Here is an 11976-nt window from a genome sequence, read left to right on the forward strand (position 1 = left end):
GCTGCGGTTCCGGGTGTCCTGTTTCGTTTCCTTCAAGATAACAGTCCGCTTGCAGGGAGAAAAGGCATCGATCAGAATGGGCGGAACAGTTACTGGACTCACCTCATCTCTCTGCAGGATCAGCAGCATATGGATCTCAAATTACAGAACGTCCCCGTTATCATCACCGGAGGTGCCAGCGGCATTGGACTGGCGACCGCACGGACCTTTGCCGAGGAAGGTGCCCTGCCCGTTCTCTGGGATCAGTCGGACCAGGTGACGGCGGTGGCGGAACAGCTCGCTTCAGAAACCGGGCAGATGGTGCATGGATTTCAAGTCGATATCACCGATTTTGAAGCGTTACAGGATGTGACTCGACAGACGGTGGCGGAGGTGAAGCCGTTCGCGCACCTGGTGCATGCGGCGGCGATCGGGTCGGGTAAATTCGGGTTCCCGTTTACGAATCTCACACCGGCTGACTGGCCGCGCGTGTTTGAAGTCAACATGCAGGGCATGGTGAATGTGGCGCATGCGGTGACTCCGGTGATGCAGGAGTCGGACGCGGGGAGCATGGTGTTTGTGAGTTCGATTGCCGGGCAGATCGGATCACAGACCGACCCGCCTTACAGCGCGTCAAAAGCGGCGAATATCAACTTCGCCCAGTGCCTGGCCAAAGACCTGGCTGCGGGGGGAATTCGTGTGAATTCAGTCTGTCCGGGGATGGTACAGACGCCGTTGAATCAATCGGTGTGGCAGGCGTGGAACGATCGTCAACCAGAGTATCATAAACGGAGCTACGAGGACTGGGCGGGGGATAAAATCCGTCAGCTGGTTCCCCTGCAGCGGTGGCAGACGACTCAGGACATTGCGGATATGATTGTGTTTCTCAGTTCGGCCCGTGCCGCGCAGGTGACGGGTCAGACCATCAACGTGGACGGAGGTTTTGTGATGCACTGGTGAGGTGAGGAGAGGGTTCCAAAAACAAAACCCCGCGCAGAGGACCTGTGCGGGGCTGGTGTGTTCGGTTTCAGATCAGCTGGTTGAGAGAGACTACTCAGCTGGTTTCTGATTGGCGCTCTTTGCCAGACGAGATTTGGTCCGGGCAGCGGCGTTTTTGTGGATGATGCCTTTGGCAGCAGCCTGATCAATCTGTTTGCTGGCCAGCTGTAATGCTTTGGTGGCAGCCTGTGCATCGTCACCGGTGATCGCAGCACGGGCATTTTTGATGGCAGATCGTAATTCAGATCGGGTCGCACGGTTACGGACACGACGAACTTCACTTTTCCGCAACGCTCTTTTGGCACTTTTCGTGTTTGGCATTTTTCGACTTAAGTATTTTCTGAGTAACTATTTACTGTTCATACCAGCAACCGCAATTCAAGACGGTCGCCACAAGATATCTCAGGCAGATTGAGAAGTGTAACAATCTGTCGACGGTTATTCCAACCATCCCGAGACGCAAATATGAGGTTTTTTCAGGAATTCTGGAGAGAAACCGGCCATTTTCCCCTGCTAAGAGCGGGGAAAACAGGCCTATGCTCCCCCTTCCATGTCTTCCAGACGCTGGCGGGTATCCCGGAAATCGTAGTCGACGGCCAGAATTTCGCTGTAGTGATCGGCCGCCTGGGATTTCTGGTCTGCATCCTCATAGAGGCGTCCCAGCAGGTAGTGGGCTTCCTTGAACGTATCTTCCTTTTCATCCGGCGACAGCTTGGGAAGGGCTTTTTCAAACTGCCGCTTGGCGAGTTCCTTTTTCCCGTCTGCAAAGAAGCACTTCCCGAGAGCGACCAAGGCATCAGAACTGATGCGGGTGTCTTTGACGGACTGCTGCAGCAGCGGAATTGCGGAAGACCATTTTTTGAGACGGATGAAGCGTTGCGCGAGATCGTACTTGTACCGCATGTCTGCGGGATAGCGTTCCACACGTTTGGTAAGAACTTCGATCTCTTTCTTGATCAGCGCTTTGCTGAGCAGGGTGACCTCTTTTTTCGCTTCGGGATTTTCCCGATCCTGGTTGAAGAGATCCCGGGCTGCGGTGAGCTTCTCTTTGAGCAACTCGATGTCGATGTCTTCGACCTGCTCGCCGATGTTCGCATCTTTGCCGGAAAATTCGTATGCCTTCACATAGCTTTCCCGGGCCTCAACCAACCGACCTTCGCGTTTGTAGTAATCGCCCAGCTTGAGGTAATGGTCCTTGTTTTCAGGCTCTTTGCGAACGGCGCGCTGCAGATCTGCTTCGACAGACTGGCCGGGGCCATCGGCAGTATTGCCCCGCTGGGCCTGATGACGCTGTTCGCGGGAAGCCCGCCCTTCGTCGTAGGCAGACTGACGTTTGACAGACGAAGACTTGTCGGCACCGTCGTATCCGCCACGCACGCGAGTTTCGGTCGCCATCAGAGAGGTGACCTTGGAACGGGCATCGCCGTCCATGGGATCCAGCTTGAGTACCATTTCCCAGCACTCGCGGGATTGTTTGTACTCTCCCTTTTCCTCGAGCAGGTCTCCCAGTTCGCGGAAATACGCCTTGTTGGTTTTATCGTTTTCGATTGCCACCTTGAAGCCGAAAATCGCAGCATCCTCGTAGCCGAGGTTCTGACAGGCAGTAGCCATTTCCGCATTCAGGACGGCGTCCCAGGGATTCAGAGAGAGCCCTTCTTCGGCGAGCTGATCCACACCAGCCCAGTCCTTCTTCCGCCGGGCATTCTTGATTTTGGTTTTGATACTGGCGAGCTTCAAGACGCCCATCTTGGAACCGCTCTGGTTATCGCCGTACTTCTTTCGTTCTGCGCCCCGTTTGGTCTGGCGGTAGAGCAGTGCTTCGGGCTCCAGTTTGACAGCGGTCGTGAACATCTCAATCGAGTAATCCCAGTTCTCTTTGGACAGGGCCTCGTTTCCACGTCTCCAGCAGTCAGCAGCGATTTTTTTGTTTCTGTCAGATGTCATAAATCTCTTCCGCAGTTCCTCAATGCTCAAAATCAATTCTTGAGTAGAACGACACCTCCCCGACTCCCGCATTAGGGATATCGGTACGAAAGGCCCGCACCTTGTTCTTTATCTTCTATTACGCCTCAGTGTTACATCATACAAGATTTTTTAACACCCTACCATCACAAGTTTTAGTTAATTTTACTGCACAAACGCATCGAGCGAATGGATTCGGACGACCTGAACTTGCATCTCTGATGCCGCCTTCGCACAATGGAAGCCTCTTCGCTGATCAATTGATCTGGGGAGACCCGTCCCATTCCATACAATCAATCGACCGACTCAAGAACACTCCGGGAGTATTCCAATGAAGCAGTTTATGATTCGCGCCCTCACTGGCTGCTGTGCTTTTTTAATTCTGGTCCCACTGGGACTGGCTGACTCGAAAGACCCGAAGTGGGCCGCCAACAGCGTAGAAAAAGCGGGTCCCGACTTTAAGATTCAGGGCGAATACTCGGGGATTCTGGGCGGTGGTGACGAAACCCTCAAGTATGGGGTACAGGTGATTGCCCTGGGTGATGGTAAATTTGAAGCCGTCGGTTATCCCGGTGGTCTTCCCGGCGATGGCTGGAACCAGGAGAAGAAAGTCAGCGCTGAAGGGGTCAAGGATGGCAATGTCATCAGCTTCAAATCGGAAGATGGCCGCGGTGATCTGGAAGATGGGAAGATTACCATTTATGACGCAGAGGGAACCGAAGTCGGCGTCCTTAACAAAGTCCACCGAAAAAGCCCGACCCTGGGTAAACCGGCTCCTGAAGGAGCCACCGTGCTGTTCGATGCGAAACAGCCTGAAAAGACTGTGAAGAACTTTGAAAACGGTCGCGTAACCGAAGATGGTCTGCTGATGGAAGGTGTCACGAGTAAAAAGAAATTCAAAGATGGTCACCTGCATCTGGAATTTCAACTCCCCTTCATGCCGCAGGCACGCGGGCAGGGACGCAGCAACAGTGGCTGTTACGTGCTGGGGCGATATGAAGTTCAGATTCTGGACTCCTTCGGTCTGGAAGGGAAAGACAACGAGTGTGGCGGGATTTATAAAGTCGGAGCTCCCAGCGTGAATATGTGCTTCCCGCCTCTGGCCTGGCAGACCTACGATATCGATTTCACTTCTGCGAAATATGATGATGAAGGAAACAAAACAGCGAAAGCCCGCATCACCGTGAAACACAACGGCGTCACCGTGCACGATGATCGCGAGATTGATGAACCGACTCCCGGAGGGACCAACAAGGATGAAACCGTTGCAGGTCCTCTGTTCCTGCAGAACCATTCGAACCCGGTCCGGTTCCGGAACATCTGGGTGATTGAAAAATAATCCTAACCGTACTGACGGTAATCACTCATGAGATTTCACAACCGGGGGCCGCTTACTGATGACAGATACCGAGACAGAGACGCTTTCACTGGAAAAGACTGATTTCACACTGAAAATGCGGCTGATTGTGATGATGTTCCTGCAATACTTTGTGCAGGGCTGCTATCTGCCCATCATCACGCTCTACCTGATTGATGCCCTGGGCTTCTCCGCATTTCAGATCGGTGTATTCGGGGCGGCACTTGCCGTAGGCCCCCTGCTCGCCCCGTTTGTGTTCGGTCAGATCGTCGACCGACATTATGCGACAGAGCGCGTGCTCGCGTTCTGCCATTTATCGGGTGGCGTGATCATGCTGGCTCTGTTTCTTCAACAGAGTTACTGGCCGGTCGTGATTCTGGGCGTGCTGTATTCGATTCTGTATGTCCCTACCATGATGCTCACGAATTCCCTTTCGTTTCAGCATCTGAAAGACAGTGACCGCGAATTTCCCCTGATCCGTTTGTGGGGAACCATCGGATTTGTGGTTCCCGCCTGGCTGGCAGAGGGACTCTTTTTGCGCGGACTTTCGGGTGACGCGTTGAATACAGGCCGGGGTATTGTGTTGGCGATGGCGGGGGTGGCTGGTCTGTTGATGGCTGCCTACTGTTTATCGCTCCCGCATACGCCGCCGGTGAGTAAAGATAAGAAAGACCTGGCCCCGGGTAAGGTGCTGAAGATGCTGAAATACCGGCACTTCCTGGTGCTGGTGCTGGTCGCCTTTATTATTTCGATCGTGCATAAGTTCTACTTCCAGTGGAACAGCCCGTTTCTGAAAAACGTCCTTGTCATGGGAGACGTCACAGGGGCCTGGGAGCAGCGAATCAGTTCGATTGGACAGGTGTTTGAAGTGCTCGTGATGGCGGTCCTTGGATTCGCCCTCAAGAAATTCGGGTTCAAACTGGTTATGCTGGTCGGTCTGCTCTCCTACCTGGTTCGCAGCCTGATCTTTGCTTACGCCTCTACATTGAGCGATGCGTTTCCGCTGGCAATGGCGTTGACCTGTCTGGGCCAAGCGATGCATGGTCTCTGTTTTGGCTGCTTCCTGGCGGCTGCTTACATCTATGTCGATAAGGTCTGTCCGCTGGATGCACGCGGCAGTATGCAGACGTTTTTCGGAACGTTTGTCTTTGGACTGGGGATGTTTGCCGGCGGGTTCATCAGCGGTTCGATCGGTGACTATTTTACATCGCCCGGAAAAGAGACGCTGGTGCGGACGGCGTGGAATATCGAGTCGCAGACTGGCATCCAGGCTTTCACCCAGAAAAACCTCGAAGGGCATCCGATAGATCTGCTCCGCGACTGGCCGGGAATCTGGCTCAGCAGTGCCGCGATTGCACTGTTGGCGACGCTGTTGTTCTGGTTCCTCTTTCCCAGGCTCGACACGTCCCAGCGTATGGATCCGGATGAAGACCAAAGTTGATGCCTTTTCAAATTCCCGAAAATGTGGTGATCGGTCTGTTTGTCGCGGCTCTCTCGCTGTGGGGGCTGATCAAGGAAAAGTGGTTCCTGGCCGAGACACGCAAAGGACAGAAGCTGACGCGCTGGTTTGGACCTGCTCGTGCGGTCTGGGTGCTGCGCGTGATCTTTCTGGTCGGAATCCTGTTTGGCCTGCTGCTGGCGGGTGGGCTGATCCGGCCCATACAATGGGGATGAGAGGGCAGGTTTCTAACTGAGCATTGCCTATCACTGTCAATTTGGCACGGTCCCCGGTGGTCATCCACGCCGTTTCTTCATGCCAGAATGACATCTGAAACGATTTCCGTCATCCACTTCATCCAGACGCAGACACCTATCCCACTAATATATATACACTTACAACACGCCACGTGAAATAAGCATCTCCCTGAAAGAATGGTATGCTCTTTGCTTTCTTATCGAGTAGAGTTACGTATCTAAACTTAGAGTGAGGATCATACCATGCCGATTTTTCGCTGGGATCAATCCTGGAACCCGTTGCGGGACCTGGAACGTGAAGTTGATCGACTGATTCAGGGAGTTGAATTCTCAGTTCAGGGGATTCGTATGCCCCGCCAGTATCCGGCTGTGAATATATTTGAACTGGAGCACGAGTTTCTAATCACTGCAGAGCTCCCGGGCATGCAGGTGGAAGACCTGGAGTTGACGATTGCCAACAGCGTGCTGACGCTCAAAGGGCATCGCGACTCCCCCGTCTCTGAGAACGAAGCCATTCCAGAAGAACGTTTTCGACGTCGAGAACGAACCTTCGGCGAGTGGCAACGCTCGATCAGTATTCCGGATCGGATTTCGGACGAACATCTCTCTGCTGAGTTCAATGACGGTGTGCTGAAGATCCATCTTCCCAAGCTGGAAGAGGAAAGTCCCCGTCAGATTCCGGTCAGCTCAGGAGAATAGGAGGCTTAGATGAGTCAACCACACGAACATGATGAACCGCGTTCTCTGTCGCATCCAGAGCAGTTTGTATTTACTCCGCCGATTGATATTTACGAAACCGATGAAGGTCTGGTGCTCTACGCGGATCTGCCAGGCGTCTCCGTCGGATCACTGGAACTGCAGGTACAAGACAACAAACTCACATTGCTGGGCAAAGTCGAGCCTCAGATCCCCGAAGGCGCGCGTCCGATTCATAAAGAATACGAAGTCGGAAATTACCTCCGCTCATTTATTCTCAGCGGAGAGATTGTGCACAGCGAGATTGAAGCCAAGCTGACCAACGGGGTCCTGCGTATTTTTCTGCCGAAAGCCCCCAAAGCAGAGCCGCGACGGATTCAGGTCAACACTGGCTGAGAGCGTCAGTTATGCTGAGCCTGTTTCTTTTCCACGGTGTCGCTCTGTAGCGATGAGGGGCGTAGATCGTCTTCCTTGATCAATTCCTGATTCCGTTTCTGAAGTTCCAGGGCCTCTTCACGTTTCCCCGTCAGACCGGCTGCCCGGGCCAGAGCCGAAATATAATGGCGGTTGCTTTGGTGGTTTTCATAGAGCGGTTTGAGCATTGCGTAAGCTGCCTCTCCCTGACGCTGGTAGAGAAGCAGATCTGCCTTGATGAGCAGGCTGTCAAAGTCCTGAGGATCAATCCGCAGCGCCTGATCAATGTGCTGGAACGCGGACGCGATCTGCCCCTGGTTGCGGTCGATGGTCGCCAGATAGCGCAGGGCAGCGATCGATTCAGGTTCCTGCTCCAGACACCAGCGCGCTTCCCGTTTCGCGGTTTCCAGATCTCCGGTATACAGAGACGCGTAAGCCAGACTCAAATGAGCCGGGAAGAAATCGGGCTGAAGATAGAGTGCTTCCTTGAGGGGCGCGAGCATTTCACTGGTCCGCCCTGCTTTTTTGAGAATCTCAGCCAGCAGCAGCTGATTCTCTGCGTTACCTGGTTCGAGTTCCACACAGCGTCGGGCATAGCGGAGCGCGCGTCGGTAACGGCCTTCCTGCTGATAGATGCGTGCCAGGGCTTTCTGGTAATCAATCTGCTCCGGATACTCCCGTACCAGTATCTGCAATGCCGGCTTCGCACGGTCGGGGAGATCCTGCTCCAAGGCGATTTCCGCGATCGCTGCCACCGCCTCAAAGTAGTGCGGGTGCCGGGAAGTAACATGCGAGAAATTTTCCAGAGCTTGAAAAGGGGCACGATGCCGAATCAGTTCACCGAGCTGATAATGGGCGAACTCATCCTGTGGATGATCCTGCAGATAAGCGATTAATTCTTTCTGCCGGTCTTTATCAGACTTCTGTTGTACCGACGATTGTGAGTCTTGCTCTGGGGCAGATGACGTCGATTCACTTCGTCCCAACCAGAGGAACAGCACCAGTACCCCGCAGCCGAATATTGCCACGACGGCCCCGCTCGACCAGAGTTTTTTCTGGGGGGAAGTCAAAGTGCGAAAGGGTTGTTCCGGTTCAAACGGCGTGTTCATTCTTCAGACTGGCTGGGGGTTGATTTCTGTGAGTCGCTGTTACCTTCTATCAATGTATAGTGCTGCCCCGCCTTGAATCCAGTCCAGATCTCCGATTTCCCTCCGGGCCAGATGACTTTCACCGTAACAGCGTCACGCTGCTCCCCCAATCCCACCAGTATTTCAGACTCATCAACTGACAGATAGCTGCTGCTCCCCTTTCGTAACCGCATCAGCTTCCTCTTCCCGGCAGTGATTTCCACAACGGCTCCGATCGCGCTGCGGTTCGCCTCGGTTCCAATCAGTTTCAAGGCGATGCTCTGACCGGTGGTCCGGGTTTGATTCTGCAGCAGGACGACCTTTTGATTCAAATGAGAGACAGCCAGATCAGCCAGTCCATCCCGATTAAAATCGGCCGTGGCACTCCCGCGTCCGACCCGTCTCGTCTGAAAGAAAGGCCCTGCAGAATTAGAGATCTCACGAAAACGCGTTCCAGATTCATTCCTGAAGAGCTGCGGTTCCTGTTCAAACGGCTCACTTTTACCCAGTTGGGCCAGCCGGTCATGCACATGTCCGTTGGCAACAAACAGATCTTCCCAACCATCGTTATTCAGATCGACAAACGAAGTTCCAAACCCCAGACGGACCCGACTCGGCGCCGCCAGCCCGGTCTCATCGGTGACATCCAGAAAAAACAGGGCACCTTCGTTGCGATAAAGCGTATTAGTTTCGCCGAAGTAGTTAGTCACGAGTAAATCCAGGGTGCCATCCCCGTTATAATCAGCACCGGCCAGCCCCATGCCCGCTTCACGGTCCCCTTCCCGATTAAAGGCCAGCCCCGCGATCAATGCCTGATCGGTGAAGTTTCCCCGACCATCATTGATCCAGAGCTGATTCGCCACGGAGTCATTGGCCACGTAGATATCCTGGTCGCCATCCAGATCATAGTCTGCAGCAAAGACTCCCAGTCCCTGTCGGGCAGGCTCGCTATGCAGGCCGGACTGCTGGGAGACATCCAGGAATTTACCGTTCCCCAGGTTGCGAAAGACCACATCATATTCGCCTGGTACATAACGTGGATGACAGACAAAATAAACCCGCGAGTTATCAACCCGACGGCTGCAGAGAGGATAGTGCTCCCGGTCAATCTCGAGATAGTTAGCGATATACAAATCCAGCAGCCCATCGCCATTGAGATCTACCCAGGTACAGCTGGCACCGTAACCGGGATGATCAACGTGGGCCGCCTGTGAAATATCGGTAAAGGTCCCGTCACCATTGTTGGCATACAATTGATTGCGACCAAAGACACTGACATACAGATCCTCAAAACCATCGTGATTAAAGTCGCCAACAGCCATGCCCATTCCGTAACCGAAGCCGGTCAGCCCCGAGGCCCGGGTGATGTCCTGAAACGCACGCCCTTCCACATTCCGAAACATGCGATGTGACCAGTCCAGGTCTGCAACCTGTTTCTTACGCAGTGCAGATTGCCATTCTTCTCCCTGGGCACAGAACAGGTCGGGAAAGCCATCGTTGTCATAGTCGAACCAGCCAACCCCCGATCCCATCATCAGGTGCAGATGCCGGGTGACGGTCAGCGGCGAGCGATGCTGAAATGAAAGCTGCACAGCGTCGGTCACATCCTTGAGCTGTATTTTATCCGCCGGTTCCTCAGCGGAAAGCAGAACCGGATCTGCAATCGACTGGCAGCTGAGCAGACAGACCGTCCAGGTCATCAGCTGCAACAGACGGGAAGCTGTATTTCGTCTAAAACGGAAATTGCTCATCCAGTTCCGCCTCGGAGAGTTCGACCAGAAACTCGGACAATCGCTCGACCAGAATCTGCATCAGCTTTTCCCCTTTTTCAGCAGATGCCTGATGTGGATTTCCGGATCCCGTATTGGTGGTCAGCAGATGCCAGGGACGCGTAATGCTCACCCAGCCTGAATTGACGGCAGTAAAGCGGGTCGGATTCGTGGCCCCTTCGTCTGCGAGCAGCGCTCCGGACTCAGGATTCCGGACAACCAGATGAGGGAAAAATGCCAGAGCGAGCGATGTTTCCATCTCCCCGGCGTGATCATCGGGATTCTCAAAGATCTGTGGCTTCACGTCAGCGGTGGTCCCGCGAAACCAGTCAGCCAGAAAGATCTGGACCGGCGTGGTGCCATGCAGTTCTCGCAACAATGGTTTGAAATCATTCCCCCCGTGGCTGTTCAAAATCAGCAGCTTCTCCACACCATGATTCGCGAGGGAATCGACCAGATCAGAAATGATCTGCCCCAGTGTGGAAGGATTCACATTCATGGATAACGGGAACGCACTCTGGTTGGTCTCGGTGCCATAAGGAATGGGGGGCAGCATCACGACCTTCGCACCCTGCTGCCAGGCCGCTTCACAGACACGTGAACCGATGGCTTCGGCTTCGAATGTATCGGTCCCGTAAGGCAGATGCAGATTATGTGGTTCAGTAGCCCCCATCGGCAGCACCGCTACTTCATAGGAACATTCTTTGACATGCGCATAGTTGGTTTCGGCTAAAATCCAGGGACGCATCGCAGGTTCTGCAGACACTCAGTTCTCTCCTTGTCTGGAGTTTTCCGGAAGCGGTTTGATATGTAAATGCATACTAACAGTTTCATGAGCAAACCTCATTCATGATACTTCTGTTATCTGGAACAAGATACAGACTTTTGACCTATCACACTGTACCCCACACGGTCACATGTGTATACTCAAGTATTTACTAAGAATTAATCTTGTCTAAGGAGCAGCCCCATGGCCAACTGGTATGTCAAACGAGGATCAGAGACAGCTGGCCCCTTAACTCAAGACCGGATTAAAGAACTCGCCGCTCAGGGGAAAATAGAAGAAACGGACCTGATTCGAAAAGGGGATCAAGGCGATTTCTTTCCTGCAGGTCAGATTCCGGGATTATTACCTGATCCTGAGTCAGAGCGCCCTCCCACACCTCAGGCACCATCTTCCCCAGCGAATACACCTCCCGCCCGGAAGAAAAAACATTCCAGCCTGCCAATCCTTCTCTGCATCGGATTCTTAGCAGGGCTTTCTTTTTTATTCATTCTTTATGAAGCCTGGAACAGATCGCATCAGGCCGCGCTGCGTGAGACCTCTTATAATCGCTTGCGACAGATGGGGCTGGCAATCCATAACTATCACGATATATTCAGACATTTTCCTCCAGGAGGAACACTCAGGGATGATGGCACCCCCATGCATAGCTGGCAAACAGCAATATTACCTGAACTTGGCCTGGAACAATCACGGTTATACGATCAGATTGATCAAGATCAACCATGGTCTTCTCCACAGAACCAGCAAGTATTTCGATACCAGGTTAGTCAGTACCTGAATCCTGCCATATCAGAAACAGCGACTCCAGACGGCCTGGGACTATCGCACTATGTTGGAAATGAACTGTTATTAAAGAAAAAGACTCCACTCAGATTTCGTGATGTTACGGACAGTGCAGCCAACACCATCATGGCTCTGGAAGCTGGTGAAAACTTCAAAGCGTGGGGGGATCCAGGCAACATTGCTAAACCCCATGAGATACTGGGGCCCAGTCAGAAAAAATCTTTTAAGGGAGGCACCCATGTTCTCATGCTTGATGGAAGCGTGCGTTTCATTTCAGAAAATACTGATCCTGAAATCTTACGAAGTTTAAGTACTCCCGATGGAAATGAACGGATCTGGGACTATTGAACCATCCTTTCCATTCCAGATCCATCTCTCCTGCTCCGAAACTCGGAAACTGTAGTGCCT

12 protein-coding genes are annotated in these 11976 nt (G+C 53.1%); 7 read left to right on the forward strand and 5 right to left on the reverse strand.

Annotated features, from left to right (window positions below; all coding sequences use genetic code 11):
- Nucleotides 1-129: 129 nt before the first annotated feature.
- Nucleotides 130-939 carry an SDR family NAD(P)-dependent oxidoreductase gene (locus tag HG66A1_RS16910; protein ID WP_145186393.1) on the forward strand — a complete coding sequence of 270 codons (810 nt, stop codon included), beginning with the start codon at nt 130-132 and terminating at the stop codon, nt 937-939.
- A 90-nt stretch (nt 940-1029) separates the two neighbouring features.
- Here the strand turns inward: HG66A1_RS16910 and rpsT are convergent, their stop codons facing one another.
- On the reverse strand, nt 1030-1299 hold the full coding sequence (gene rpsT, locus HG66A1_RS16915) for a 30S ribosomal protein S20 (RefSeq protein ID WP_145186396.1): 270 nt from the start codon (nt 1297-1299) through the stop codon (nt 1030-1032).
- Between the two features lie 213 nt (nt 1300-1512).
- Nucleotides 1513-2922 (reverse strand): tetratricopeptide repeat protein, encoded by a 1410-nt coding sequence (locus HG66A1_RS16920; protein WP_197996633.1) that lies wholly within the window; start codon nt 2920-2922, stop codon nt 1513-1515.
- 349 nt (nt 2923-3271) lie between these two features.
- Between HG66A1_RS16920 and HG66A1_RS16925 the strand changes: the two genes are divergently transcribed.
- The 5 genes from HG66A1_RS16925 (at nt 3272) to HG66A1_RS16945 (ending at nt 7084) form a co-directional block, all read left to right on the forward strand.
- A complete protein-coding gene (locus HG66A1_RS16925) occupies nt 3272-4279 on the forward strand; it encodes a DUF1080 domain-containing protein (protein WP_145186402.1) in 1008 nt (335 codons plus the stop codon).
- A 58-nt stretch (nt 4280-4337) separates the two neighbouring features.
- Nucleotides 4338-5738 (forward strand): MFS transporter, encoded by a 1401-nt coding sequence (locus HG66A1_RS16930; RefSeq protein WP_145186405.1) that lies wholly within the window; start codon nt 4338-4340, stop codon nt 5736-5738.
- Entirely contained in the window at nt 5738-5971 is a 234-nt protein-coding gene (locus HG66A1_RS16935; protein ID WP_145186407.1) for a hypothetical protein, read from the forward strand. The genes HG66A1_RS16930 and HG66A1_RS16935 overlap by 1 nt, the downstream gene beginning before the upstream one ends.
- A gap of 264 nt (nt 5972-6235) precedes the next feature.
- Entirely contained in the window at nt 6236-6691 is a 456-nt protein-coding gene (locus HG66A1_RS16940; protein ID WP_145041631.1) for an Hsp20/alpha crystallin family protein, read from the forward strand.
- A 9-nt stretch (nt 6692-6700) separates the two neighbouring features.
- A complete protein-coding gene (locus HG66A1_RS16945; RefSeq protein ID WP_145186410.1) occupies nt 6701-7084 on the forward strand; it encodes an Hsp20/alpha crystallin family protein in 384 nt (127 codons plus the stop codon).
- A gap of 5 nt (nt 7085-7089) precedes the next feature.
- Here HG66A1_RS16945 and HG66A1_RS16950 read toward each other — a convergent pair whose 3' ends face one another.
- From HG66A1_RS16950 to HG66A1_RS16960, 3 genes are read right to left on the reverse strand one after another with little or no spacing between them, the layout of a single operon-like run.
- Nucleotides 7090-8211, reverse strand: coding sequence for a tetratricopeptide repeat protein (locus tag HG66A1_RS16950; RefSeq protein WP_145186412.1), 1122 nt, complete (start codon nt 8209-8211; stop codon nt 7090-7092).
- Nucleotides 8208-9980, reverse strand: a complete 1773-nt coding sequence (locus tag HG66A1_RS16955; protein WP_145186415.1) for a CRTAC1 family protein — start codon at nt 9978-9980, stop codon at nt 8208-8210. The genes HG66A1_RS16950 and HG66A1_RS16955 overlap by 4 nt, the downstream gene beginning before the upstream one ends.
- Nucleotides 9961-10764 (reverse strand): creatininase family protein, encoded by an 804-nt coding sequence (locus tag HG66A1_RS16960; RefSeq protein ID WP_197996634.1) that lies wholly within the window; start codon nt 10762-10764, stop codon nt 9961-9963. Before HG66A1_RS16960 ends, HG66A1_RS16955 begins: the two co-directional genes overlap by 20 nt.
- 204 nt (nt 10765-10968) lie before the next feature.
- On the opposite strand from HG66A1_RS16960, the gene HG66A1_RS16965 reads away from it, so the two are divergent.
- Entirely contained in the window at nt 10969-11916 is a 948-nt protein-coding gene (locus HG66A1_RS16965; protein ID WP_145186419.1) for a DUF1559 domain-containing protein, read from the forward strand.
- Nucleotides 11917-11976 lie beyond the last annotated feature (60 nt).

Source organism: Gimesia chilikensis (assembly GCF_007744075.1).
Lineage (GTDB): Bacteria > Planctomycetota > Planctomycetia > Planctomycetales > Planctomycetaceae > Gimesia > Gimesia chilikensis_A.